The organism is Catenulispora pinistramenti (genome assembly GCF_018274385.1).
Classification (GTDB): Bacteria; Actinomycetota; Actinomycetes; order Streptomycetales; family Catenulisporaceae; genus Catenulispora; species Catenulispora pinistramenti.
The window spans coordinates 13,054-36,457 of the sequence record NZ_JAAFYZ010000024.1 but is presented as its reverse complement, the minus strand read 5'-3'; the positions used below and the strand labels follow the sequence as shown (position 1 = coordinate 36,457).

The following is a 23,404-nucleotide window of genomic DNA, read 5'->3' as shown; positions in this document are numbered from 1 at the left end:
GTCTCAACAAACACTTCAAAGATAAACTTTAATCATGCAAAACGTGACGGAATGGATCGAGGTCCGAGGAGCCCGAGTACACAACCTGCGGGCCGTCGACGTGGCGGTCCCGAAGCGCGCCCTGACCGCCGTGACCGGGGTGTCCGGTTCGGGCAAGTCCTCGCTGGTGTTCGACACCATCGCGGTCGAGGCCAGGCGCCAACTCAACGAGACGCTGCCGGCGTTCGTCCGCGGTTTCCTGCCGGCGCTGTCCCGGCCGGCCGTGGACACCGTGGAACACCTCCCGGCGGTCATCATGGTCGACCAGCGGCGGCTGCGCGGCGGCGCGCGCTCCACGGTCGGCACCATCACCGACATCGCGCCGTTGCTGCGCCTGCTGTTCAGCCGCGCCGGGGAACCCTTGGTGCCGCACGCGGACGCCTTCTCGTTCAACATGCCGGCCGGGATGTGCCCGGCGTGCGAAGGGCTCGGCGAGGCGACGGTCGTGGACCTGGACGTGTTCCTCGACCGCTCCCGCTCGCTCGACGAGGGAGCGCTGCTCTGCGAGGTCTTCGCCGTCGGCAGCCGGAACTGGCAGATCCTCGTCGGCTCGGGGCGGTTCGACCCCGCGCGGCCGGTCGCCGAGTACTCCGACGCCGAACTGCACGATCTGCTCTACGCCGATGACGGCATCGTTGCCATGGAGTTCCAAGGCCAGGCCTACAACGCCTCGTATGAAGGAGCCGTCACCAAGTTCCGGCGGCTGTATCTGGACCAGGACCCTGAGACCCGCGGCGGACGCACTCGCAAACTGATCGCGGCGTTCACGACCACCGCCTGCTGCCCGGACTGCGGCGGCACACGCCTGTCGCCGCTGGCTCTGTCCAGCCGGGTCGCCGGCTACACGATCGCGGATCTGTCGGCCATGGCCGCCTCGGACCTGGTGACCGTGCTGGATCAGATCTCGAATCCGACGATCGAGCCGTTGCTGAACGCGCTGTGGGCACGGCTGGAGGATCTGGTCGGCATCGGTCTGGGATACCTGAGCCTTGACCGGCGCACCGCGAGCCTGTCCGGCGGCGAGGCGCAGCGGGTGAAGCTGGTGCGGCAGCTCGCGTCGAGTCTCAACGACCTGTTGTACGTGTTCGACGAACCGAGCATCGGGATGCACCCGCGCGACGTGTCCCGCATGACCGACCTGCTGCGGGCCTTGCGGGACAAGGGGAACAGCGTGCTGGTGGTGGAACACGACCGGGACGTCATCATCGCCGCGGATCACGTCATCGACCTCGGGCCCGGTGCCGGGACCGCCGGCGGCGAGGTCGGCTACACCGGCGACGTCACCGGCCTGCGCGGGTCCGGGACGCTGACCGGCCGGTTCCTCGACGAGCCGGTCCGGCTGAAACCGGACCACGCGCTGCGCGAACCCACCGGGAAGCTGCCGGTCGTCAACGCCCGAGCGCACAACCTGACCGGGTTCGACATCGACTTCCCGACCGGCGTGCTGACCGTCGTCACCGGCGTGGCCGGCTCGGGCAAGTCCTCACTGGCCCACGCCGTGCTGCGGGTCCAGCACCCGCAGGTGATCGCGGTCGACCAGTCCGCGCCCGGGGCGAACCGGCGCTCGACCGTCGCCACTTACACCGGTGTGCAGGACCGGATCCGCAAGGCCTTCGCCGCCGCGAACGGCGTCCATCCGGCGTTGTTCAGCGCGAACTCGGCCGGGGCGTGCCCGGAGTGCGCCGGGCTCGGCGTGATCGAGCAGGACCTGGCGTATCTGGACACGGTCACGTCGATGTGCGTGGCCTGCCACGGCCGCCGCTTCACCGAAGACGTGCTGGGATACCGGCTGCGCGGACTGTCGATCGGGGACGTGCTGGAATCGACGGTGGCCGAGGCCGCCGAGTTCTTCGCCGCCGATCGCAAAATCGCCTCGATCCTCGGCGCGCTGGCCACCGTCGGCCTGGACTACCTGCGCCTGGGCCAGCCGCTGACCACGCTGTCCGGGGGTGAGAGCCAGCGGCTGAAGCTGGCCGGACACCTGTCGGAGCCGGGCGGTGTCTACGTCCTCGACGAACCCACCACCGGCCTGCACATGAGCGACGTGCACCGGCTGCTGGCGGCCCTGGACCGGCTGATCGACGAGCACGGCGCCACGGTGATCGTGATCGAGCACAACCTGGACCTGGTCGGGCACGCCGACTGGCTGATCGACCTCGGGCCGGAGGCGGGGGCCGGGGGCGGATACGTGCTGTACGAAGGGACTCCGGCCGGGTTGCTGACTACAGAGGGATCACACACGGGGGAGTACCTGCGGCGCGCGGTCGGTGGGGCTCCGATCCTGGGGATCCTGGAGCAGGCCGCGCGATGACTCCCGAATTCCTCCCTGAATTCCTCACCGCGGTCGCGGAATCCGCCGGCCGGGTCGCCGACACCTTCCAGTCGCTGCCCTTCCGGGCCGACCGGCCTTACGATCCGCGCCCGGTTGCGACCGTGGCGGCCGAGGAGTTGGCTGTTTTGTGTGACGTCGTGGCCGCTCTCGACCGGCCGTTGGTGATCGGCGGGGACACGCCGACCAGGACCGAGCCGTTGGGCGTCGACCTCGCGGGCTTGATGAGCTTCTTGCAGCTGGTCGCGGTGCTCTATCACGGGCTGGAGACCGTGCCCCCGGTGCTGACCGTGAGTGCGGGACGAAATCTGTCGGCGACCCAGCTGATCGCGCGGCGCGTGCGGGACCGGGCGCGCAGGGAGGCGATCCGGGCCTGAGCGGGACCATAGACTTACGTTCTCGTCCGGGCACTCCGGGCGGTTAAGGAGGACTGAGATGGCTAAGCGCGGTAACAAGAGGCGAGGTCGTAAGAAGAAGGGCGCGAACCACGGCAAGCGCCCCAACGCCTGAGCGACCCTTCAGGTCCCGCTCCGAGCTGCTGCTCAGAGCGGGACCTTGTGGTTTCCGGGGATCTTCGGCCGGCCTCCTGCCGATCTTCGACCTCCGCAATTAATACGCATCCCATAATTTCAAGGTCTCATGTATTATGAGTCTCGTATCAATGACGACGGAGGCTTGCCATGAGTACCGACCCGGGCACCAGCACCGCCGGCCGATCGACCGGCCGCATCGACTTCACCTTGATGTACGTCACCCACGACGCCTTCCGCCGCGATCTGGCGCGGCTGCGCCGGGCCGCCGCCGAGGGCCGCACCGACAGCGTCGGCGTCCGGCTCGGGTGGGCCACCTTCAAGCAGCAGCTGCACGTCCACCACACCGCCGAGGACGAGGCGCTGTGGCCTCGGGTCGAAGCCGCCTGTGCCGGCCGTCCCGATGCCGCCGAGCTCCTTGCCGCTGAGACCTCGGCCGCTGAGATCTTGGCCGCCATGGCCGCCGAACACGCGAGCCTGGACCCGTTGCTCGAAGCCGTGGACGCCGCTTTGGAACAGCGCTCGGCGGATCCTGCGGATCCCGCTGGTCCCGCCGAGCTCGCCGGTCCTGCCGATCTCGTCGGTCTCGTCGGGGACCTTGAAGCAGCGCTCGGCGGCCATATGAAGCATGAGGAAGACGCCGCGCTGCCGTTGATCCAGGAGGTCCTGAGCCCTGACGACTGGGCCGCCTTCGGAAAGACGATCGCCCGCAAGCAGAAGCTGTCGGGCGCCGCCGTCTACGTCCCGTGGGTCATCGACGGCGCTGACGAGGCCCACCAAGCGGCGTTCTTCCACGCTATGCCCGCTCCCGTCAAGGTTCTGAATCGCCTGTTCTGGGGGCCGCGTCACCGCCGGCGTCACCCCTGGGTCTGAGGGGGAGCGTGGGGCGACGGTGATCGACATCTCTTTGACGGCTGCCCCTGGCGGCCCTACGCTGCCCAAGCAAGGTACTGGGATAGGAAGCCGGTGAGATTCCGGCACGGTCGCGCCACTGTGAGCCCTCCCCTCGTCGGGCAGACGAGGTGACGGGTGAGTCAGACCCTCCCCGGTCGACCCGCTCCATCGAACAGGGACGCTGGATCCCGAAGGAGGCTCATTGTGAGCACCATGCCCGTTTCTTCCCCTGCCCCGACTTCCGTTCCCACCCCGCTGGTGGTCTCCGCCACCAAGGCCCGGCTGTGGATCGGCGGCGCGCTGCTGTTCGGGCTGCTGGCGTACTACTTCATCGGCGTGGACCAGGGCGCGGTGTCGGTGTTCGGCAGCGACATGCACATCCACGAGTTCGTGCACGACTCCCGCCACCTGCTCGGCTTCCCCTGCCACTGAGCGCGGGGAATCAGAGCCCTCATGGAAAAGCAACTCATCACGCGCGGCCTGCTGGCCGGCGCGCTGGCCGGCCTGGTCGCCTTCTGCTTCGCCCGGATCTTCGCCGAGCCGGTGATCGACAAGGCGATCGCCTACGAGAACGGCCGCGACGCCGCCCAGGCGGCCCTGAACACGGCCGCCGGCCTGCCGATCGACCCCGCCGGCCCGGATCTGTTCAGCCGCACGGTGCAGAGCAACATCGGCATCGGCGTCGGCCTGATCGGCTTCGGCGCGGCCATGGGCGCCCTGTACTCGGTGGTCTACCTGCTGTGTCTGGGCCGCGTCGGCCGGATCCAGCCCAAGGTACTGGCCCTCCTGGTGGCCGGCGCCGGTCTGGCCGGCATCTACCTGGTGCCCTACCTGAAGTACCCGGCCAACCCGCCGGCCATCGGCCACCCCGAAACCATCAAACCGCGCGCGGCCCTGTACCTGACGATGGTCGTCTGCTCCCTGGCCTTCATCCTGGCCGCCACCTGGCTGGGCCGCCGCCTGGCCCCCCGCTTCGGCAACTGGAACGCCACCCTGCTCTCAGTGCTCGGCTTCGCGGTCGCGATCGGCATCGTGATGGCGATCCTGCCCAGCCTCGGCGAACTCTCGGCGAACGTCCACGCCTACGGACACCACGCCACCGAGACGCCACTGCCCCTGACGGACCCGAAGGGCAACATCGTCTACCCGGGCTTCCCGGCCGACGTGCTGTTCTCGTTCCGCTTCTACTCGATCTGCAACCAGCTCATCCTGTGGGGCACGCTCGCCCTGATCTTCGGCCCCCTGGCCGAGCGCGTCCTGCGCCCGGTGATGGAACGCGCCGAGGCGACAGGCGGCGCGGGTTCGGGTGTTACCGCGGCGGCGGTGTGACGGCTGCCGACGACAGATTGACGGCCCCGGCGGTAGTGAGCGAGGAGCTTGCTGCGCTGGGGCCTTACTTCGGGGTGGGCTTTCACGGCGGGGTTGGTGGCGGCGCGGCGGAACAACAAGCGGGGCTGTGGCGACCGATGCGCGAGCTGGTCGACCATCCTGATGTGCTGGTGGAGCGGGTCGCGGGGGTTCGTGGCTTCTTGGCTGCCGGGACTGGTCAGGAGGCGGCGGGGGTGGAGCTGCGGGTCGCGGCGTCGGTCGTGCACCTGGGGCTGGTGGCGCGGGTGGTTTCGCCTTTGCTCGCGCTGGCGGTGCTTCATCAGCGGTGCGGCCGTGTCCGGGCAGCAGATCTCTGGTGGCAGCCGACACTCGGCAGCCTCTTTCCGCTGTCGTTGCGCGGAGCGGCGCTCGACTCCGGCGCCACGTTCGCCGATGGCGTGTTGGGCGGCGTGGTCGGCGAGTTCGGTATGGCGATCGCCCGCTTCGGCGTCAACGAGCGCATCGTGCGCGGCAACGTCGCCTCCGCTCTGGTCGGCGCGGGCAAGATGCTCTCCGCAGCGCATCCCGAGGCCAGTGCCCTGATGCAGGATCTACTTTCCGGCCCCTACCTCGCGGGCTCCGGCGCCTTCGAGCCGGACGGCACGTTCCGCCGCCGCAGCTGCTGCCTCATCTACCGCGCGGCTCCCGACCGGGATGGGGCGCTGTGCGGTGACTGTGTCCTGGGCCCGGCGCGTGGTGCAATGGACACCTAGATCGAAACAGGACGGAGCGGGACCATGCGCATCGCGGTGTCGGCGGATGAGGTGGCCGGGGTGGCCGCGGAGATCGGGCCGGAGTTGGAGCGGCGCGGGCATACGGTGCTGCTCTTCGGTGCACTGGTCCCGGGCGAGCGTGCGGATTGGGCGTGGTGCTCGGAGGCGGCGGCGCGGGCCGTTGCCGAGGGGCGTGCTGATCAAGCGGTGGTGGCGTGCTGGACCGGCGCCGGGGCGTCGATCGCGGCGAACAAGGTGGACGGTGTGCGGGCCGCACTGTGTACGGACGCTGTGATGGCCGACGGCGCGCGCAAGTGGGCCGACGCCAACGTGCTGGCCCTCAGCCTGCGCCTCACCTCTGAGCCGCTGCTGGTCGAGATGCTGGACGCGTGGTTCGCCGGCGAGCCGAGCGCCGATCCGGCGGATCAGGCGAATGTGGAGCATGTCGCGCAGATCTGAGGTGCGGTCGCGGCGCGGTCGGCCTGAAGCCGTGAGCGTGAATCATGCAGATGAGCCGACTGTCGCGGAGCTCCGGAGTTCCCCGGCGCCCGCTTCCCGTTCGACCCGGCGACTCCCCGAGTACCCGCAGGAGCAGATCGCTTGGCGTACGCGGCGAAGGCGTTCTTCGCCGCGTAGCGCGCCTCGTCTCCTTCGCGGCCTATTCCCGGGGAGTCACCTTGCGGACCGCTGTCGGCGCCCCGGGCCGCCCGGCTGGTTTGGAGGTGTTGCCGGGCACCCCGACGCAGGTGAACAGCAGGGCATCCGGGGTCTCGGGATCGCCGAGCAGCGCCGGGATCTCGGTGTCCAGGAACGTCATGCCGGTCGCGCTGGCGTCCAGAGCGTAGGCGGCCAGGTGCAGCCGGCCCTCGACGATGCCCGCGGCGAGTTGGGCTTCGCGGTACTCGCGGTCCGACAGCCCGGCGACGTCGGTGCCGGCGATGACGACGAACGCGGCGTCGCGGCCCAGGGCCTGGCCCAGGCAGACGCGGTGGAGTTCGGCGCGCATCGCGTCCTGGTGTTCCGAACGGACCGGATTCCCCAGCTCTGGCCAGCGATACAGCCCGGAGGGCAGGCCGGTCACGTCGTGGACCGCGATCCAGTGCGGGACGTCGATGCCGCGCAACGCGACGCTCATGCAGGTACGCAGGGTCTCCAGCGGGAGGCCGCGGCTCGGGTCCATGCGGCGCTGGGATCCGCGCTTGACGATGACCGCGTCGAGTGTCGGGGAGTCCTGGGTCGGCACCGTGGGGGTGTCGAAGTCCCAGGGTTCGCCGAGCCGGTCCAGGTCGCCGGCGTGCTGCGCGGCGGTGACGAGCGGGAACTCGGCGGGCTCCGGGTCGGTGACGCCGGCGACCGGCGGTTCGGCCGCCGTGATCGACGGTGCTCCGGCACCGAGGGTCACAAGGGCGATCGGCCACTCGTGGACGCCGTCGACTCCTACGAGCTCTGATACGGCGGCATCGGGGAACCGGGTGAACAGGCGCGGGGCGAGGCCGCCGGAGTCGGCGAGCGCGAGGAGCTGCGAGAGCATGGTGCCGCAGTCCCAGTAGATGTGCCGGAAACCGCGCTCGGCGTAGCGCCAGCCGGTGCGCCAGGGGACGCCGGTCACGATGATCGTCGGCGCGCCGGTGTCGGTGTCGGTGTCGGAGCCGGATCCGGTGCCGGAATCGGCGGGCGGCGGTCCGATGCGGACGAGGGCGTGGTCCACCGGGTCGTACCAGTGCACGCCGGAAGGCAGGTCGGAGCCCGGGAGCTCGGGGATCGCGACGTATAGTTCGAGCGGGAAGCGATTGCCGGCCGAGCCCGAGGCCCGGAAGAGCACGGTTCCGAAGTCCTCCTGCCGGCTGCGCACGACGCCCGCCGCCAGGAACAGCACCCGGCTCAGCGCGGCCAAGTCCAGCGGCGCGGTGCCGGCTGATGCCGACTCGGTTCCGGTCGGCGCGGTGCCGCCCTGGCCGTCCGACGCCGACTCGGCCCCGGCTGACGTCGTCCCGCCGAGCACCGCGAGCGCCGGCTTAGACCCTGCCGGCAGATCCCGGGGCAGCGCGGTCCGGGGCAGTGTGTCCTGGTATGACTTCACCGGCGGTGTGCGCCGCTTCTCGTCGTTGGATTCGATGTCGTGCCGGATCCGCGGGTCGTCCGCGCGCTTGTTCCACTCCCAGTCAGGGGCCAGACGCGTCAGCCTGTGCAGCGCCCCGGTAGCCGATTCGATCTGGTTGTCTTCCACAGCATTCACCACTTGCTCCCCGCCAGTGCTTCCCTTAGCTGCGGCGACACCGCATCGGACTGTGCCAATGCCCCGATATGGTCGTGCCCCGCCAGCTCGATTACCTCGAATCCTAGGCCGCCCGGCTCCGGTGCGTCGGTGTGATTGCGGCGGGCGATGGTGGGGACCTCAGGAGACCTGGGCTTGTCCGAGTTACTACGGAACAGTATTATCCGATTCCGTGAAGACCGGATCCGTATCACCTGAGGAATCAGCCCTTCTCGCCCTCCAGCGCGCCACTCACGCCACACTGCACAGGCTGGCCACCGAACTGGTCGACCTGGACCTCACGTCGTCGGAGATCAACGCGCTGGCGAACCTCGCGGACGGCCGCGGCCGCACCGTCTCCGACCTCGGCGCCGCGATCGGGACCAAGCCGACCACGCTGACCGGGGTCCTGGACCGGCTGGAGCGGCGCGGGCACATCACCCGCGGGACGCTCGCGGGCGACCGCCGCTCGGTGCTGATCGGGCTGACACCGTCCGGGCGGACGGCCGCGGACGCGATCCGGCAGACGATCGACACGTTCGAGCGGCGCGTGCTGGCATCGCTGGGCCCTGAGAAGGTCGCGGCGTTCCACGAGGTGCTGCGGGCATTGACCGAGGAGTCGAGATGAGCTTCCAGGCGTTGTACGACGAAGTCATGGCCGGCTCCGAACGCTTCGGACACCGGCAGCACGTTCACCTGACGTGGCTGGCGGTCCGGCGTTTCGGCACCGCCGAGGCGATCACCGTGGTGAGCGACGGGATACAGGAGACCGCGCGCTACGCCGGAGCGCCGCAGAAGTACCACGCCACCGTCAGCCGGGCGTGGGTCGAGGTGGTCGGATACCACGCCGCGGAGCACCGGGTCGACGAGATCGACCAGATCGACGAGAACGAGAACTCCGAGAACTCTGAGAACTCCGAGAACTTCGAGAACTTCGCCGCGTCGAATCCGGCCTTGCTGGACAAGCGATTGCTGTCCCGCTTCTACTCCTCGGCACTGCTCGCGTCCGCCGAGGCCCGTGCTGATTGGGCGGAGCCGGACCGTGAGCCGTTCCCGTGGACGGTGAACAGGTAGGTTTTCTCTGGGACGCAACACGGGGGAAGACCGCTATGACCGAAGAAGTGATGACCACCGCCGCCGAGGAACTGTCCGACGCCGACGAACTGTCCGACGCGGAGCTGGCGGCGCTCGCCGCCGAGCTGTGCGCGGCGGTCCTGGCGCGGCCCCGGCCCTTCGGACCGCCGTGGGCACATCCGCCGCTGGCCGCCGGCCCCGCCGACCAAATCGACAGCATCGGCAACCCGTACTGGCGAGTCGTCCGGAACCTGCCGACCCAGATCTGGGACGACAGCGCCGGTCCGACCACCATGTGGCTGCATGCCGACGCCGGGATCCGGGACCGGGTGCGGGCCGCCGGTCTGGACCGGGACGGGTTGTCGCGCCGGTACAGCTGGTCGATCCCCAGTCCGGGGGACATCGCGTGGATCGCGGCGACGGCCGGTGAGCGCGGCGTCGTTGAGATCGGCGCCGGTGGCGGCTACTGGGCCTGGCTGATGCGCGCCGCCGGTATCGACACGCTCGCCTACGATCCGTTCGCGGCGTCGGAGCTCAACGGGTACGCGAAACGCGCCTACACCGCTGTCGAGCCCGGCGACGACAGTGTCGCGGCCCTTCACGGCGACCGGGCACTGTTCCTGTGCTGGCCCAACAACGACGACGCCTGGGCGGCTCGCGCGCTCACCGCCTATCGTGGTGATCTGCTGATCTACGCGGGCCAGGAGGCCGGTGGCTGCACTGCCGACGACCGCTTCTTCGAGGTCCTCGAAAGCGGCTGGGAACAGGCCGGCGCCAGTGCGGATCACGTCACCTACGTCGGCGTCCCCTGCCGCCTGACCGCTTGGCGTCGCTGAGGTCGACTCAGACGTCGGCTCAGAACGCCGGCTCAGGACATTGACTCAGAACCCGGTTACCGGGGCGGCGACAACCGTCGGGTGATCCGGCCGAACAGTTCCTCCAGCGGCTCGCCGAGTTCCCGCCCGAAATCGGTGAGCCCGTAGGTCACCCGGGGTGGCGTCGTCGGCTCGACCTTGCGCCAGACCAGGCCGTCCTCGACCAGGGCCCGCAGCGACTGGGACAGCATCTTCTCGCTGACGCCCTGGATCTGGTCGCGGAGCTCGTAGAAGCGGAGATCGCCCTGCCGCAACGAGATCAGGACCCAGATTCCCCAGCGGCTGGTGACGTGGTCGACCACATCGCGCGCCGGGCAGTCGGTGTGAAACACGTCATATCGGGGTGCGGTCACGGGGTCGGTGAGCTGTGCGCCTGCCGTCATGGGAGGAGCTTACCCCAGGGTATGTCCTTACCAAGAGTTAGCCCGATCTCCTAACGTCGTCAGCACGCAAGAACGTCGGCACGAAGGAGCAGTTCATGATTGTGGTGACCGGTGCTACCGGAAACATCGGGCGGCCGTTGACCCAGGCGCTCGCCGCGGCGGGGGAGCAGGTCACGGCGGTCTCGCGGCACCCCGCCGCGGTGCCGGAGGGGGTGCGGCACGTGGCGGCTGACCTGGCCGACCCGGCCGGCCTGGAGCCGGTGCTGGACGGCGCGAAGGCGTTGTTCCTGCTGCTGTCCGGCGGTCTGCACGCGGCCGACGCGGACCCGGCCGCCATCGTCGGTGCGGCCGCGGCCGCCGGGGTGCGCCGGATCGTTCTGCTGTCGACCCAAGGGGTGTCGACGCGGCCCTTCGGCACGACCCGGATCATGATGCGGGGGCTGGAGGACACGGTGCGGGAGTCCGGCATGGAGTGGGCGATCCTGCGGCCGGGTGGCTTCGCGTCCAACGCGCTGTGGTGGGCCGAGTCCGTCCGCACGCGGCAGCTGGTCGCGGCCCCGTTCGGCGACACCGGCGTGCCGGTCATCGACCCGGCGGACATCGGCGAGGTGGCGGCGGCGACCCTGACGGACGGCCGGTTCCTGGGCGGCGTGTACACGCTCACCGGCCCGGCGGTGATCACGCCGCGCCGGCAGACCGCGGACATCGCCGCGGCGCTGGGGTCGCCGGTCCGCTTCCAGGAGCTGACGCGCGCGGAGGCGAAGGCGGGGATGGAGCAGCAGGGGATTCCGGGCGAGCTCGCCGACGACACGCTGGACATCATCAGCGCGCCGAACGCGGAGGAGTCGCAGATCAGCCCGGATGTGGAGCGGGTGCTGGGCCGGGCTCCGCGGTCCTTCGCACAGTGGGCGGGGCGGAACATCGAGGCGTTCCGCTGAGACGCGGAATCCCGCGACCGGAACACAGAGCTCTGCGAAAAACAAAGTCCCGCCGCCGACAACCCTCGTCGGCGGCGGGACCCGATCGTGCGGAACCTGCCCCGGTGTCCCGGCGTGCCCCGGTGACCCGGAACCGGCCGGTACTAGATGTAGCCCAGGGAGCTCAGCGCCGACTTGATGGCCGGGCCCGCCGCCTGGAAGCCCATGCCGCCGTTGAGGACCAGGGCGCAGAAGGCGATGTCGTGCGTCTTGTCGAAGACGATCATCCAGCTGTCGGTCGTGGGGGTGTCAGAGGCCTCGGCGGAGCCGGTCTTGGCGCCGAGGCCCATGTTGTGCGGGAAGACCGTGGACGCGGTGCCCTCCGGGGAGTTGACCACGCCCTGCATCAGGGAGACGAGCTGGCTGTCGACCGCCGGCGGGAGCGGGGTGGCCGGGATCTGCGGCGTGCCGGGGACCAGGATCGGCTGCTTGAACTGGCCGGTGGACACCGTGGCGGCGACCGAGGCCATGGTCAGCGGGGACATCGTGATGTTGCCCTGGCCGAAGGCCTCGCGGGCGAACAGGCCCTGGCCGTCGGCCGGCGGGACCTGCTGGTCGCCGGGGGTGCCGTAGGTGGCCGGGCCCATGCCCAGGTCCCACTTCTGGTTCATGCCGAAGTAGGTCTTGGCCTCGTTGGTCAGCGCGCTGTAGTCGCTGCCGAGCTTGCCGTCCATCGCCAGGTGGACGTACGCGGTGTTGCAGGAGACCAGGAACGCGTCCTTGAGCGTGGCGTTCGGGAATCCGCTGCGCAGGCTGGCGTCGTTGTTGATGATCTGGCCCTCGACGGTGGCGTTGGGGCTGCAGTTCACCGAGTCGGTGGTCTTCAGACCCTGGGTGAGCGCCAGCGCGGTGGTGACCACCTTGAACGTGGAGCCCGGCGCCCGGGTGCCCTGGTACTCCAGGGCCGTGAAGCTCGGGTCGTTGCTGGCCATGCCCAGGATGTAGCCGGTGGACGGCTGGAGCGCGACGATGCCGGAGTTCTTCCAGGGCTTCAGCGCGCTCTCGAGCGCCGACTGGACCTTGGGGTCGATCGTCGTCTTCAGGGTCGGGGTGGTCCCGTTGGATGTGCCCAGCGGCCAGTCCTGCGAGTTCGGGATCTGGTTGTTGGTCTTGGGATCGATGAACTGGATGGTGAGCTGCGTCGGGTTGGCCGGGATCGCGGCGTGGTTGGCCAGCGTGTTCATCGCCGGGGCCAGCGTCGGGTGGGCGGTGAGGTTGATCGGGTTGCCGGTGCTGTCGGTGACGGTCTGCTTCGGTGCCACCGCCTTCAGCAGCGCGGTGGGGCCGAGTTGCGGGTTGATGACCGAGGAGGACCAGTGCACGACCGGGGTGCCGGACGGGCCCTGGACGATGTCCAGGGACGACGGGTAGGCCCAGACCAGGTTGCCGGCGAAGGTGTCGTTCACGTTGAAGCCGAAGCGGGCCAGCGCCGACGAGCCGGAGGACGAACCGCCGGACGGGGTGGCGGCCGAGCCAGAGGTCGACGTGCCCGAGGTGGACCCGGACGGCGTGGACCCGCCGCTGTTGGCCTGGACGTTCTCCTGGGAACCCAGGGTCAGCTGGACCTTCTGGGCGTTCAGCGAACCGGCGATCGCCTTCAACCGGTTCGTCGCGTTCGTGGTGTCGTCGGTGAGCGCACCGGCCCCGGCGTAGTCGCCGCTGGACCAGGCCGCCAGGAACGCCTGCGCCACGCTCTGCGGCGTGGCCGCGGGCGAGGAACTGGTGCTCGCACCGCCGGACCCGCCCTTGGCGTCGCCCGACGCCTTCGACTTGCCGCTGCTGCCGCCGCACGCGCTGGTGGCCAGCAGGGCCGCCGCCGTCAGGCCACAGGCCGCAGTCTGCAACGCCGTTATTCGCCGCCCCGTCATTCTGTCATCTCCCCAAGTGCTTTCGGCTGTCCCGCACGAAGGCGGTATCGGCCAAACTACACTGTCAAGCCTTTCGGCCAGGCTTCAGGGCTGTTTCTTTGTTCGATTTGTCAACCATCGAAGGGTCCGGCGGCGGATGGGTCGCCGCCGCCGGAACCTGGCGAATCTCAATGCGTCCGGATGACGTCCATGAACGCGCTCACCGAGAACTCGGCGTTACCGGCGCCGGGGCGGCCGTAGCCGGGCGGGACCGGCAGGCTGTACTTCTCGAAGGTGTCGCGCCAGGCGCGCAGCAGCTTCACGAAGTACTCCAGCGACGGGCCCTTCTGCCGGCCCAGGTTGCTGGTCGGCTCCGGGCACCAGGTGGTGAACCGGGGCATCACCCCGTGGCTCATGAAGAAGTCCAGGCCCTCGGTGGTGGAGGCGATCGCCTGGTCGACGTCGGTGAACCCGTGCGGCTCGGCCATCTCCACGCCGCCGACGAAGTTCGGGATGACGTTGGTCGGGCCGAAGATCTCGGCGGAGTCCAGGATGCGCTTCATCCACTCGTCGCGGCCGACGTAGCGGTCCTTGCCCGGGCAGATCCAGGCGAACAGGTCCTTGTCCCACACCTCGTAGTTGGGGTGGTAGACCCGGTACCCGGCGTCGAAGAGCATCTGGACCTCGTCCACCGGCAGCGCCTGCACCACGGCCTTGGGGATCCAGCGGCCGGCGAACCGGGACTCGATGGCCTCGGCGAAGCGCGCGTAGAACTCGCCCTCGCGCATGCCGTCCAGCTTCTTGGTGATCGAGCCGCCGGTGACGGTGTAGGCCTTGGTGACGGTGTCGTACTGGTTGATCAGCGTCATCGCCTCGACGATGTCCTCGATCTCCTTGACCGCCGTGTACTCCCGCCCGGCCGCCCGCTGCTGGCGGAAGTTCTCGTTGAGGTCGCAGAAGCGGCACTCCTCGTCCCGGCCCCAGTACTGGCACAGCCGGTAGACCGTGAGGTACACCAGGTAGCCCCACTCGATCGCCGGGGCGATCTGGCTGATCTTCTTGCCGGAGGACAGGGTGTGCTCGTAGTAGGCCGGGATCGGCGGGAACTCCAGGTCGGCCAGGTACACGCCCTCGCAGTTGAGTGCGAGCTTGCCGTCCCGCAACTCCACGATGTACGGGCTGTCCGGCGCGACCCGCGTGGACACCACGGTGCGCCGCAGGTCGTAGGGCCCGCCGGTCATCCGGATCTCCTCCGGGGCCCGGAACTGCGCGTGCTCGGCCATCTCCGCGACCGGCACCAGGTCGAAGGTGAAGATGAAGTAGTCCTTGGGCTTGTACCCGCTGGCCACCCGCAGCGCGTCCGGGCTGAACGCCAGGCCCTGCCGCAGGATGTCCTGCTTGATGACGGCCTCGACCGGCAGGTCTGGGAACTCCGCCATCATGCGTTCCAGCTCGCGTGTCGTCGCCCCGTCCGCTGTGAGTTCAGCGACCATCGTGGACCTCGCTTCCGGCTAATCGGGTCAGGTCTTGAATATCTCATGCGGGCCCGGCGCCGGATGCCCGCGGTGCCTTCAGCGGGAGCATCAGATAGCGGAAGTCGTCGCGGGCCGGGACGTCGAGGGACTGACGAGGCATGAGGACGGTCGGCTTGCCGGGCGCGGTGAACGACAGTTGTGCGTACGGCGTGTCGATCACCTGGAGACCGTCGAGCAGGAAGGCGGGGTTGAACGAGGCGGTGGTGTCCTCGCCGGTCAGCACGGCTTCGACAGACTCAGAGGCCTGCGCTTCGTCTCCGGCGCCGGCCTGCAAGGAGAGCGTGCCTCGGGCGAAGGCCAGGCGGATCGGCGAGGTGCGTTCGGCCACCAGCGACACGCGCTTGGCGGCGGCCAGGAACGGAGCGGTCTCGACGGTCGCGGTGGTGGCGTAAACGGATGCGAACAAGCTGCGGTACTTCACGAACTCGCCGGACAGCAGACGCGAGGTCATCTGCCGCGGGCCCCTGGGGTGGTCCTGTGAGGCGAAGCCGATCAGGCCCGCGCCGCTCTGCCCGCCGTCCAGCGCCAGCGTGACCCGGTCGCGTCCGGCCAGCGCGCGGGCGGCGGCGGCCATGACCTTGGCGGGCAGGAGCGCGGTGGTGGCGGGGCAGTCCGCGTCGGGTTGCCAGGGGAGCTCGCGGTACGCCAGCCGGAAGCGGTCGGTGGACACCAGGGTGAGGGTGTCGCCGTCGATCTCGATCCGGATCCCGGTGAGCATCGGGACGGTGTCGTCCCGCGCGGCCGCGACGGCCACCTGAGCGACGGCCTTGGCCAGGTCCGAACCGGCCACGGTGCCGGTGGCGCCGGGCATGCCCGGCAGCTCGGGGTAGTCCTCGACGGGCAGGGTCCGCAACGCGAACTGGGACGAGCCGCAGGACAGCAGGACCTTCGACCCCTCAGAGACGATCCGCACCGGCCGGTCCGGCAACGACTTGGCGATGTCGGCGAGCAGCTTGCCGTGGACGAGCAGGCGCCCGGGCTCGCCGACCTCGGCGGTGATCCCGGCCCGCCCGGAGGTGTCGTAGTCGAACCCGGACACGCTGACCGAGCCCCGGTCGGAGGCCTCGAAGAGCAGGCCGGCGAGCACGGGCGCGGCGGGGCGGCCCGGCAGGGATCGCGCGGTCCACGCGACCGCCTCGGCGAAGATGTCTCGCTCGGCCTCGAACTTCATGGGCACCGCTTTCTGGTCGCGACGAAGGATGACGAAGGATCCTGATGTGGGTCGGGCGGCATCTTGCCCGGTGGCACCCACGGGCGGCGGTCGTCCCGGCGCGGCGGCGATCCGGGCGATCTGATGGGGGAGAGCTTCGCGCTGGCGATCGCCTGCCTGGCTGCCGGGCAGGCGTGCAGCTGGGCAGGCGTGCAGCTGGGGAGGCATGCCTGCCACGAGGTGTGCAGCTCGGGTGGCATGCCTGCCACGAGGTGTGCAGCTCGGCAGGTGTGCCGCAGACGGCCGCCTCCGACAGGCGACCCCGCCCCGGCCTGGGCATACTGGACCCGTGTCCAGCACGGACTGGGTGCTGCACGTCGACCTCGACCAGTTCATCGCGGCTGTCGAGGTGGCGCGGCGGCCGGAGCTGCGGGGCCGGCCGGTCGTGGTCGGCGGTCAGGGCGATCCGACGCGCCGGGGCGTGGTCGCGACCGCTTCGTACGAGGCGCGCGAGTTCGGCGTCCACTCCGGGATGCCGCTGCGCACCGCCGCCAAGAAGTGCCCGGACTGCGTCTTCCTGCCCGCCGATCGCGCCGCCTACGAACGGGCGTCCGAGCAGGTGATGACCACGTTGCGGGAGTTCCCGGTCGTGGTCGAGGTGATGGGCTGGGACGAGGCGTTCCTCGGCGCCCGCACCGAAGACCCCGAGGCGCTGGCCACCGATGTCCGCGAAGCCGTCCTGGGCGAGACCGGCCTGTCCTGCTCGGTCGGCATCGGCGACAACAAGCTGCGCGCCAAGACCGCCACCGGGTTCGCCAAACCGGCCGGCGTCTACCGGCTCACCCACGAGAACTGGGCCGCCGTGATGGCCGCCCGCCCGACCGAAGCGTTGTGGGGCATCGGCTCGCGCACCGCCAAGAAGCTCGCCGAGCTGGGCCTGCACACCGTCGCCGAGCTGGGCCGGGCCGACCGCGCCGTACTGGCCGACCGGTTCGGGCCGAAGATGGGCCCCTACTTCTGGCTGCTGGCCCAGGGCGCCGGGGACGCAGAGGTGGCCGGCACGCCGCACGTGGCCAAGGGACGTAGCCGCGAGGTCACGTTCCAGCAGAACATCGCCGACGCCGGGGAACTGGCCGTGCAGGTGCGGCAGCTGGCCCGGCACGTCGCCGAGGACGTCGTGGCGGAAGAGCGGCCGGCGGCGCGCGTGGGGCTGAAGATCAGGTACGCGCCGTTCATCACCAAGACGCGGAGCATCACGCTGCCCGCTCCGACGGCTGACGCGGAGGAGATCGAACGCGCCGCGCTGGAGGTGTTCAGGCTCCTGGAGCTGGACCGGCCGGTGCGGCTGCTCGGCGTGCGGGTGGAGTTCCCGGATGTCGAGCCAGAGTCAGCGTCAGAGCCGAGCCAGAGTCAGAGTCAGAGCCGGAGTTAAGACCGGAGTTAATACCAGAGTTAAAGACAGAAGCTGAAACCCTTACGGACCCACAGTCTTCAGCCTCATGAGGCGTCGGCAGGGTCCGGCTCTGTGTGCTTGGCCCGGCTCGGCGCCACCCGCGGCGGCTCGTTCGGCTGCTTCGGATACACCGGCGGCCACGGCGCGTCCATCAGCCCGTTCGCCATGTCCCGGCGGGACATCTCCAGCAGCGGCTCCAGCGACTGCGGCCGCGCGTTGTACTCCGCCCACGGATCCCCGCGCTCGGCGACCCGGGCCGGGACCGTGGCGATCGTCAGCTCGTCGGGGACGACCGTCATCAGCTCGTCCCAGAAGATCGGTGTGGACACCTGCGCACCGACCCGCGGCCGGACGCACCACGCCCCGAACACCGTCTTGTGCGGCGCGTTCTGATTGAAGTCCACAAACACCCGTGCACCCCGCTCCTCCTTCCACCACTGTGCGGTGATCTGCTCCGGATACCGGCGTTCCATCTCCCTGGCCAGCGCGACCGCGGCCGCCCGGACCTCGTAGCCGTCCCAGCGATGCAGGAGGCTGACATAGATGTGCAGCCCCCGGGATCCGGAGGTCTTCACGTAAGCCTCGATGCCCAGCTCGGCCAACAGCTCCCGGGTCAGCACCGCGGCGTGCCGGACCTCCGGGTAGCCGACGCCGGGGGAGGGGTCCAGGTCGATGCGCAGCTCATCGGTGATGTCCGGGTCGCAGGCCCGGATCGGCCAGACGTGGAACCCCAGGCAGCCCAGGTTCACGCCCCACACGATGTGCGCCATGTCCGCCGCGACCAGCGCGTCGCTGGTAGTGCCGTTGGGCGTGGAGACCTCCATGGTGGTCAGCCACGGTGGCGCTGTCTTCGGCACCCGCTTCTGGAACCAGGACTTGCCGCCCGCGCCGTTCGGATAGCGCTCCATCAGCAGCGGGCGGTCCTTCAGGGTGTTCATGATCGGCCCGGCGACCGCCAGGTAGTAGCGGACTAGGTCCATCTTGGTCTCGCCGCGCTTGCTGAAGTACACCTTGTCCGGGTGCGACACCGCGACCTCGGTGCCGTCGAGGTCGAGGATGGTCTCCTCGGTCATTTCTCCCCCTCCGCACCGAACACCTCGGCCAGCTCGGCCGGCGGCACCTGCTCCAGCTGGGCGTAGGTGCACGACTCCGGCGTGCGGTCCGGCCGGAAGCGGACCAGCCGGCCGCCGTGCCGGAAGCGGCCGGACAGCAGGTGCTCGTACCGGACCTCGGCGACCAGCTCCGGACGCAGCGGCTCCCAGGCCAGGTCCTTGTCGGCGGCCCACCGGCTGCGCGCGCCGGGCATCCGGCCGCCGGCCTGCTCCTGAGCCTCGGCCCAGTCGCGCCAGGGATGGCCGTCAATGGCGTTCTCGCGCAGCGGCGCCAGCTCGGTGACCAGTTCGCGACGCCGCACGGCGGTGAAGCTGCTGGCCACGCCGACGTGATGCAGCACGCCCTGGTCGTCGAACAGACCCAGCAGCAGGGAACCGACACCCTCGCCGTCCTTGTGCCAGCGGAAGCCCGCCACGACGCAGTCCGCGGTGCGCTCGTGCTTCACCTTGAGCATGACCCGCTTGTTCTGTTCGTAAGGCAGGTCCAAGGGCTTGGCCATCACGCCGTCGAAGCCCGCGCCCTCGAACCGGGTGAACCAGTCCTGCGCCACGTCCGGATCCTCGGTCAGCGGGGTGAGGATGATCCGCTCGCTGCCGGCGTTCAGCGCACCGGCCAGCAACCGGCGGCGCTCGCTGAACGGCTCCCCGGTCAGGTCCCGGTCGTCGAGTGCCAGCAGGTCGAAGGCGACGAAGCTGGCCGGGGTCTGGGCCGCCAGCTTCCGGACCCGGGAGGCGGCCGGGTGCAGCCGGTTCTGGAGCGTGTCGAAGTCCAGGCCGGAGCCGGTGACCACGACGATCTCGCCGTCCACCACGCAGCGCGGCGGCAAGGCGGCCAGCAGCAACTCCACCAGCTCCGGGAAGTACCTGGTCAGCGGCCGGTCGTTGCGCGAGCCCAGCTCCACCTCGGCACCGTCGCGGAAGACGACGCAGCGGAACCCGTCCCACTTAGGTTCGTAGGCCAGGCCCGCGCCGCGCGGCACGTCCCGCACAGCGGTGGCCAGCATCGGCCGCACCGGCGGCATGACCGGGAGATCCACGTTCCGACCGTAAGACGAAGATCCGGGGTCGGCACTCCGGCGCGGGCGAACGGGCGGCGCTCGCCTCCCGCGACGCTCGCCTCCCGCGGCGGTTGCCTACTATCGAGCGATGGACAAGGAGCAGCTGGATGCCTTCTACGCCGAGAGCGCGCGCCTGCGGGACGTCGCCAAGCGCGAGTTCGTGGAGCGGACCCACGGCTGGCACTTCCAACTGGCCCCGGAGGCGGATCAGTGGGCTGAGTCACACGCCGACGGAGATCACTGGTCCGCCGGCGGATCGACGATGGTCGAGCGGGCCGACGCGGCCGGGATGATCCGCAAGCCGGAGCCGGGCCGCATCAGCAGCGCCTACTCGCACCGCGACATGAGGACCGAGGAGACGACGCACACCGGCTTCGGCTTCTGGCCGGCCGCCGCCGAGGCGCTGATCGTGCACGCCGGCCGGGCGATCCCGCTGGACGCCCTCGAACCGCCGCCGGCCCGCGGCGACGGCGCCGCGGTCCTGGCGACGCTGCGGCTGGTGGTCGAGTCGTTCGCGACGGTGCAGCCGGTCAGCGGTCCGCCCGGCGCGGCCCGCCCTTGACCGGGGCGTCGATCCAGCGCGTCGCGTAGAAGCGGCCCTGCTCGTCCGGCTTCGTATTGCAGAACAGCGTGGTGCCGATGCCCTTGTACGTCACCAGCTGTGGCAGCCGCACCTCTGATCATTCGCTCGATTAGGCAAATGAGCAATGATCGGGGTATCCTCTCTTCTGTCAAGAAGGCACCTCGTTAGGTGAGGCGTCTGCACCGGACACAAGCCACTGATCTCACGACGTCGAGAGACGCCCAAGGTCAGGACAGGTCTCCTCGGCTTAAGGGGTGACCCGAAGTGGCTACCGGCCGATCGGTCGGGTTACGCCGGGCAGTGCCAAAGCTCTTACGAGAGGGAGTGCTCCGGCTTTTCAGCTGGACTCAGCACGCGTTCCAGCGCGTGCACTCCCGTGAGGATTGCGGTGCAGGTGGATTCCTGCGGCCCTGTCGGGTGGAGGTGAGTGGCGTGGATATTCCCAGTAGTAGCACTACGTGGCAGCCGATCGCGGCTGGCCGACCGTGCTCCACGTTGCTCTTCGATCCGACCGACGCGCAGCAGCCCTGACTCTTTTCCCATAACGGCCCCTGTTGGGGGCTCTATGTCTGCTGCCGTCTCCTGCATGCCCGCCAAGCGGGCCGGGAGGGGTGAACCATATGACCACCGCACTGCTCGACCGCCCGACCACCGCAGTCCTCGACGACGCGCACGTCGGCGACATCAAGGGCGCCTTCGGCACCATCCAGCTGGGCGACCACGACGCCCGCCGCGGCCTGTCGGCGAAGCTGAAGACGCTGCTGGCGATCGTCGGCCCCGGGCTGATCGTGATGATCGGCGACAACGACGCCGGCGCCTTCGCCACCTACGGCCAGGCCGGCCACGACTACGGCACCAAGCTGCTGTGGACGCTCCTGCTGCTGGTCCCTGTTCTGTACGTCAACCAGGAGATGGTGCTGCGCCTCGGCGCGGTCACCGGGGTCGGGCACGCCCGGCTGATCTTCGAGCGCTTCGGCAAGTTCTGGGGCGCGTTCTCCGTCATCGACTTGTTCCTGCTCAACGCTCTGACTCTCGTGACCGAGTTCATCGGCATCACCTTGGCGACCGGCTACCTGGGCCTGCCCAAGGTGCCGTCGGTGATCCTGGCCGCGCTGGTGATCGTCGCCGCCGCCTCGACCGGCTCCTTCCGCCGGTTCGAGCGGCTGGCGCTGGTGTTCTGTGTCGGCTCGCTGCTGCTGATCCCGATCTCGCTGATGGCGCACCCGGCGGTCGGCGGTATGGCGCACGACTTCGTCCGGCCCTCGTTCCCCGGCGGCGCCGGCGGCATGGCCCCGCTGATGCTGCTGATCATCGGGATCGTCGGCACGACCGTCGCGCCCTGGCAGCTGTTCTTCCAGCAGAGCTACGTCATCGACAAGCGGATCACCCCGCGCTTCATGAAGTACGAGAAGGCCGACCTGTGGATCGGCATCGTGGTCGTGGTGATCGGCGGGGCGGCGATCATGGGGCTGGGCGCGGTGGCCTTCGCCGCCAAGGGCGCCCCGGACTTCACCAACGCCGGTTCGCTGGCGACGGCGCTGCAGAACTACGGCGGCCGGGCGCTGGGCGACATGTTCGCCGTGGCGCTGCTGGACGCCTCGATCATCGGCGCGTTCGCGGTCTCGCTGTCCACCGCCTACGCCATCGGCGACGTCTTCAAGATCAACCACTCGCTGCACCGCGGCGTGAAGCAGGCCAAGGGCTTCTACGCCGTCTACGCCGGGGTCATCGCGCTGGCCGCGACGATCGTGCTGGGCGCCTCGGACCACGTGCTGGGCGTGCTGACCACCGGCGTGCAGGCGCTGGCCGGCGTGCTGCTGCCCTCGGCCACGGTGTTCCTGCTGCTGCTGTGCGTCGACAAGGAAGTGCTCGGGCCCTGGGTCAACAGCAAGAAGACCACGCTGTTCACCTCGACGGTGATCGGCGTCCTGATCGCGCTGTCGATGGTGCTGACCGCCTCGGTGATCTGGCCGGCCATCAGCACCGGGCAGATCGAGCAGATCCTGGTCGGCTGCGCGGTCGGCGGGCTGGCCGCCGCCGGATTCCTGGGAGTCAAGGCCCTGCGGGCCCGCCGCGCCCCGGACTTCGTCGCGGAGTTCATCGACCGCTCCGGCCGGGACGAGTGGCGGATGCCGCCGCTGGCGCAGCTGGGCCAGCTGAAGTTCTCCAGGACCCGCCGCTACTCCATGGGCGCGCTGCGGCTGTACCTGCTGGTGTCGATGGTGATGTGCGTGTGGAAGCTCGTCGAGATGATGCTCGGGCACTGACCCGGCCCGTGACGCGAACCGTCACCCACGCGCCCCCGGACGGACTGAAGCCGGGGGCGCGTCGTTTGCCCGGCCGTCATCACACGGCCGACGAATCCTGATAGAGCTGTCCTTCGCACCATAAGGAGGCGAACATGCAGAACCTGACCACTTGGGAGTTCATCGCGCGGCTGGCGGTCGGGCTGGGCTGCGGCGCCGCGATCGGCGTGGAGCGGCAACTGCGGGCCCGGATGGCCGGCCTGCGGACCAACGCGCTGGTGGCGGTGGGCGCGACCCTGTTCGTGCTGTACTCGGACGTCAACGGCTCGGAGAACAGCACGCAGGTCGCGGCCTACGTGGTCTCCGGCATCGGCTTCCTCGGCGGTGGCGTGATCCTGCGCGACGGGTTCAACGTCCGCGGCCTGAACACCGCCGCGACCCTGTGGTGCTCGGCGGCGGTCGGCGTCATGGCGGCCTCGGGGCACCTGGCCTTCGCGATGATCGGCACCGTCACGGTGCTGCTCGTCCACCTCTTCGGCCGCCCGGCCGGCCGCTTGTTCGACCGCGACAACCCGGCCGAGGAGGACGAGGACCTGCAGCCCTACCGCCTGCACCTGACCTGCCGGCCCAAGTCCGAATCGCACATCAGGGCCCTGCTGGTGGCCGACACCACCGGTGGCGACGTCTACCTGCGCGGCCTGGACACCACCCGCACCGACGCCCAGGACGCCACCAGCCTGACCGCACACCTGCTGCTCGACGGCGACGCGACCAGCCGGCTGGAGCAGTTGGTGGCCCGGCTGTCGCTGGAGCCGGGGATCCACACGGTGCACTGGCACAAGGACGATCCGGAGGCCGAGGCGCTGACGCACGCGCCGAAGACGGATCCGGACGACTGAGCTGTGAGAAGAGCGGCCCGGGAGCTGAACAGCTCCCGGGCCGTACTTTTGCGGCTTGCCGCTTCCCGCCTCGTGCGGATCCCCG

24 protein-coding genes and 2 riboswitches are annotated in these 23,404 nt (G+C 69.8%); of the genes, 16 read left to right on the top strand and 8 right to left on the bottom strand.

The annotated features are described in order from the left end of the window. The first annotated feature begins 34 nt into the window (after nucleotides 1–34). From KGQ19_RS10035 to KGQ19_RS10005, 8 genes are all read left to right on the top strand, one after another. A complete protein-coding gene (locus KGQ19_RS10035) occupies nucleotides 35–2,350 on the top strand; it encodes an ATP-binding cassette domain-containing protein (RefSeq protein ID WP_212008809.1) in 2,316 nt (771 codons plus the stop codon). Further along, nucleotides 2,347–2,745, top strand: coding sequence for a hypothetical protein (locus KGQ19_RS10030; protein ID WP_212008808.1), 399 nt, complete (start codon nucleotides 2,347–2,349; stop codon nucleotides 2,743–2,745). Before KGQ19_RS10035 ends, KGQ19_RS10030 begins: the two co-directional genes overlap by 4 nt. 58 nt (nucleotides 2,746–2,803) lie before the next feature. Next, the gene (locus KGQ19_RS53400) at nucleotides 2,804–2,878 is read left to right on the top strand and encodes a 50S ribosomal protein bL37 (protein WP_370343036.1); all 75 of its coding nucleotides are present in this window, start codon (nucleotides 2,804–2,806) and stop codon (nucleotides 2,876–2,878) included. A gap of 170 nt (nucleotides 2,879–3,048) precedes the next feature. Then, a complete protein-coding gene (locus KGQ19_RS10025) occupies nucleotides 3,049–3,771 on the top strand; it encodes a hemerythrin domain-containing protein (protein ID WP_212008807.1) in 723 nt (240 codons plus the stop codon). 31 nt (nucleotides 3,772–3,802) lie between these two features. After that, nucleotides 3,803–3,961, top strand: a riboswitch (cobalamin riboswitch). A gap of 44 nt (nucleotides 3,962–4,005) precedes the next feature. Next, nucleotides 4,006–4,224 (top strand): CbtB domain-containing protein, encoded by a 219-nt coding sequence (locus tag KGQ19_RS10020; protein ID WP_230418434.1) that lies wholly within the window; start codon nucleotides 4,006–4,008, stop codon nucleotides 4,222–4,224. Nucleotides 4,225–4,245: 21 nt separating this feature from the next. Further along, nucleotides 4,246–5,121: a CbtA family protein gene (locus tag KGQ19_RS10015; protein ID WP_212008805.1), complete on the top strand. Its 876-nt coding sequence runs from the start codon at nucleotides 4,246–4,248 to the stop codon at nucleotides 5,119–5,121. Between the two features lie 35 nt (nucleotides 5,122–5,156). After that, the gene (locus KGQ19_RS51800; protein ID WP_212008804.1) at nucleotides 5,157–5,873 is read left to right on the top strand and encodes a (2Fe-2S)-binding protein; all 717 of its coding nucleotides are present in this window, start codon (nucleotides 5,157–5,159) and stop codon (nucleotides 5,871–5,873) included. A gap of 24 nt (nucleotides 5,874–5,897) precedes the next feature. Continuing rightward, nucleotides 5,898–6,332, top strand: a complete 435-nt coding sequence (locus tag KGQ19_RS10005; RefSeq protein ID WP_212008803.1) for an RpiB/LacA/LacB family sugar-phosphate isomerase — start codon at nucleotides 5,898–5,900, stop codon at nucleotides 6,330–6,332. Between the two features lie 199 nt (nucleotides 6,333–6,531). On the opposite strand, the gene KGQ19_RS10000 is transcribed toward KGQ19_RS10005, so the two are convergent. After that, a complete protein-coding gene (locus KGQ19_RS10000) occupies nucleotides 6,532–8,109 on the bottom strand; it encodes a nitroreductase family protein (RefSeq protein WP_307856381.1) in 1,578 nt (525 codons plus the stop codon). A gap of 211 nt (nucleotides 8,110–8,320) precedes the next feature. Here KGQ19_RS10000 and KGQ19_RS09995 point away from each other — a divergent pair, with 211 nt between their 5' ends. From KGQ19_RS09995 to KGQ19_RS09985, 3 genes are read left to right on the top strand one after another with little or no spacing between them, the layout of a single operon-like run. Then, nucleotides 8,321–8,755 (top strand): MarR family winged helix-turn-helix transcriptional regulator, encoded by a 435-nt coding sequence (locus tag KGQ19_RS09995; protein WP_212008802.1) that lies wholly within the window; start codon nucleotides 8,321–8,323, stop codon nucleotides 8,753–8,755. Then, on the top strand, nucleotides 8,752–9,201 hold the full coding sequence (locus KGQ19_RS09990) for a hypothetical protein (RefSeq protein WP_212008801.1): 450 nt from the start codon (nucleotides 8,752–8,754) through the stop codon (nucleotides 9,199–9,201). Before KGQ19_RS09995 ends, KGQ19_RS09990 begins: the two co-directional genes overlap by 4 nt. Nucleotides 9,202–9,236: 35 nt before the next feature. Then, on the top strand, nucleotides 9,237–10,037 hold the full coding sequence (locus KGQ19_RS09985; RefSeq protein ID WP_212008800.1) for a class I SAM-dependent methyltransferase: 801 nt from the start codon (nucleotides 9,237–9,239) through the stop codon (nucleotides 10,035–10,037). 56 nt (nucleotides 10,038–10,093) lie between these two features. Here KGQ19_RS09985 and KGQ19_RS09980 read toward each other — a convergent pair whose 3' ends face one another. Next, complete coding sequence (locus KGQ19_RS09980; RefSeq protein WP_212008799.1) at nucleotides 10,094–10,459, bottom strand: winged helix-turn-helix transcriptional regulator; 366 nt, start codon at nucleotides 10,457–10,459, stop codon at nucleotides 10,094–10,096. 95 nt (nucleotides 10,460–10,554) lie between these two features. On the opposite strand from KGQ19_RS09980, the gene KGQ19_RS09975 reads away from it, so the two are divergent. Beyond that, the gene (locus KGQ19_RS09975; RefSeq protein ID WP_212008798.1) at nucleotides 10,555–11,397 is read left to right on the top strand and encodes an NAD(P)H-binding protein; all 843 of its coding nucleotides are present in this window, start codon (nucleotides 10,555–10,557) and stop codon (nucleotides 11,395–11,397) included. A 143-nt stretch (nucleotides 11,398–11,540) separates the two neighbouring features. Here KGQ19_RS09975 and KGQ19_RS09970 read toward each other — a convergent pair whose 3' ends face one another. The 3 genes from KGQ19_RS09970 to dnaN form a co-directional block, all read right to left on the bottom strand. Continuing rightward, nucleotides 11,541–13,304 (bottom strand): penicillin-binding transpeptidase domain-containing protein, encoded by a 1,764-nt coding sequence (locus KGQ19_RS09970; protein WP_212008797.1) that lies wholly within the window; start codon nucleotides 13,302–13,304, stop codon nucleotides 11,541–11,543. A 167-nt stretch (nucleotides 13,305–13,471) separates the two neighbouring features. Next, complete coding sequence (locus KGQ19_RS09965) at nucleotides 13,472–14,776, bottom strand: radical SAM protein (RefSeq protein ID WP_212008796.1); 1,305 nt, start codon at nucleotides 14,774–14,776, stop codon at nucleotides 13,472–13,474. A 43-nt stretch (nucleotides 14,777–14,819) separates the two neighbouring features. Next, nucleotides 14,820–15,989, bottom strand: a complete 1,170-nt coding sequence (dnaN, locus tag KGQ19_RS09960; protein ID WP_212008795.1) for a DNA polymerase III subunit beta — start codon at nucleotides 15,987–15,989, stop codon at nucleotides 14,820–14,822. 328 nt (nucleotides 15,990–16,317) lie between these two features. On the opposite strand from dnaN, the gene KGQ19_RS09955 reads away from it, so the two are divergent. Further along, nucleotides 16,318–17,400 (top strand): DNA polymerase IV, encoded by a 1,083-nt coding sequence (locus KGQ19_RS09955; protein ID WP_212008794.1) that lies wholly within the window; start codon nucleotides 16,318–16,320, stop codon nucleotides 17,398–17,400. Nucleotides 17,401–17,465: 65 nt separating this feature from the next. Here KGQ19_RS09955 and ligD read toward each other — a convergent pair whose 3' ends face one another. Both ligD and KGQ19_RS09945 read right to left on the bottom strand, forming a co-directional pair. Then, a complete protein-coding gene (gene ligD, locus KGQ19_RS09950) occupies nucleotides 17,466–18,494 on the bottom strand; it encodes a non-homologous end-joining DNA ligase (RefSeq protein ID WP_212008793.1) in 1,029 nt (342 codons plus the stop codon). Beyond that, the gene (locus tag KGQ19_RS09945; RefSeq protein ID WP_307856380.1) at nucleotides 18,491–19,570 is read right to left on the bottom strand and encodes an ATP-dependent DNA ligase; all 1,080 of its coding nucleotides are present in this window, start codon (nucleotides 19,568–19,570) and stop codon (nucleotides 18,491–18,493) included. The genes ligD and KGQ19_RS09945 overlap by 4 nt, the downstream gene beginning before the upstream one ends. A 109-nt stretch (nucleotides 19,571–19,679) precedes the next feature. On the opposite strand from KGQ19_RS09945, the gene KGQ19_RS09940 reads away from it, so the two are divergent. Continuing rightward, nucleotides 19,680–20,153 (top strand): hypothetical protein, encoded by a 474-nt coding sequence (locus tag KGQ19_RS09940; RefSeq protein WP_212008792.1) that lies wholly within the window; start codon nucleotides 19,680–19,682, stop codon nucleotides 20,151–20,153. On the opposite strand, the gene KGQ19_RS09935 is transcribed toward KGQ19_RS09940, so the two are convergent. After that, on the bottom strand, nucleotides 20,122–20,265 hold the full coding sequence (locus KGQ19_RS09935; RefSeq protein WP_212008791.1) for a hypothetical protein: 144 nt from the start codon (nucleotides 20,263–20,265) through the stop codon (nucleotides 20,122–20,124). The two genes, KGQ19_RS09940 and KGQ19_RS09935, sit on opposite strands and share 32 nt — an antisense overlap. Nucleotides 20,266–20,327: 62 nt before the next feature. Further along, a riboswitch (M-box (ykoK) riboswitch) is annotated at nucleotides 20,328–20,505 on the top strand. A gap of 289 nt (nucleotides 20,506–20,794) precedes the next feature. On the opposite strand from KGQ19_RS09935, the gene KGQ19_RS09930 reads away from it, so the two are divergent. Continuing rightward, the gene (locus KGQ19_RS09930) at nucleotides 20,795–22,441 is read left to right on the top strand and encodes an NRAMP family divalent metal transporter (RefSeq protein WP_212008790.1); all 1,647 of its coding nucleotides are present in this window, start codon (nucleotides 20,795–20,797) and stop codon (nucleotides 22,439–22,441) included. Nucleotides 22,442–22,575: 134 nt separating this feature from the next. After that, nucleotides 22,576–23,319 (top strand): MgtC/SapB family protein, encoded by a 744-nt coding sequence (locus tag KGQ19_RS09925; protein WP_212008789.1) that lies wholly within the window; start codon nucleotides 22,576–22,578, stop codon nucleotides 23,317–23,319. Nucleotides 23,320–23,404: the final 85 nt, after the last annotated feature.

Coding starts and splice junctions, on each gene's coding strand:
- KGQ19_RS10035 (WP_212008809.1), top strand. CDS start 35: ATGCAAAACGTGACGGAATGGATCGAGGTCCGAGGAGCCCGAGTACAC.
- KGQ19_RS10030 (WP_212008808.1), top strand. CDS start 2,347: ATGACTCCCGAATTCCTCCCTGAATTCCTCACCGCGGTCGCGGAATCC.
- KGQ19_RS10025 (WP_212008807.1), top strand. CDS start 3,049: ATGAGTACCGACCCGGGCACCAGCACCGCCGGCCGATCGACCGGCCGC.
- KGQ19_RS10020 (WP_230418434.1), top strand. CDS start 4,006: ATGCCCGTTTCTTCCCCTGCCCCGACTTCCGTTCCCACCCCGCTGGTG.
- KGQ19_RS10015 (WP_212008805.1), top strand. CDS start 4,246: ATGGAAAAGCAACTCATCACGCGCGGCCTGCTGGCCGGCGCGCTGGCC.
- KGQ19_RS10005 (WP_212008803.1), top strand. CDS start 5,898: ATGCGCATCGCGGTGTCGGCGGATGAGGTGGCCGGGGTGGCCGCGGAG.
- KGQ19_RS09990 (WP_212008801.1), top strand. CDS start 8,752: ATGAGCTTCCAGGCGTTGTACGACGAAGTCATGGCCGGCTCCGAACGC.
- KGQ19_RS09985 (WP_212008800.1), top strand. CDS start 9,237: ATGACCGAAGAAGTGATGACCACCGCCGCCGAGGAACTGTCCGACGCC.
- KGQ19_RS09980 (WP_212008799.1), bottom strand. CDS start 10,459: ATGACGGCAGGCGCACAGCTCACCGACCCCGTGACCGCACCCCGATAT.
- KGQ19_RS09975 (WP_212008798.1), top strand. CDS start 10,555: ATGATTGTGGTGACCGGTGCTACCGGAAACATCGGGCGGCCGTTGACC.
- KGQ19_RS09970 (WP_212008797.1), bottom strand. CDS start 13,304: ATGACGGGGCGGCGAATAACGGCGTTGCAGACTGCGGCCTGTGGCCTG.
- KGQ19_RS09965 (WP_212008796.1), bottom strand. CDS start 14,776: ATGGTCGCTGAACTCACAGCGGACGGGGCGACGACACGCGAGCTGGAA.
- dnaN (WP_212008795.1), bottom strand. CDS start 15,989: ATGAAGTTCGAGGCCGAGCGAGACATCTTCGCCGAGGCGGTCGCGTGG.
- ligD (WP_212008793.1), bottom strand. CDS start 18,494: ATGACCGAGGAGACCATCCTCGACCTCGACGGCACCGAGGTCGCGGTG.
- KGQ19_RS09940 (WP_212008792.1), top strand. CDS start 19,680: ATGGACAAGGAGCAGCTGGATGCCTTCTACGCCGAGAGCGCGCGCCTG.
- KGQ19_RS09930 (WP_212008790.1), top strand. CDS start 20,795: ATGACCACCGCACTGCTCGACCGCCCGACCACCGCAGTCCTCGACGAC.
- KGQ19_RS09925 (WP_212008789.1), top strand. CDS start 22,576: ATGCAGAACCTGACCACTTGGGAGTTCATCGCGCGGCTGGCGGTCGGG.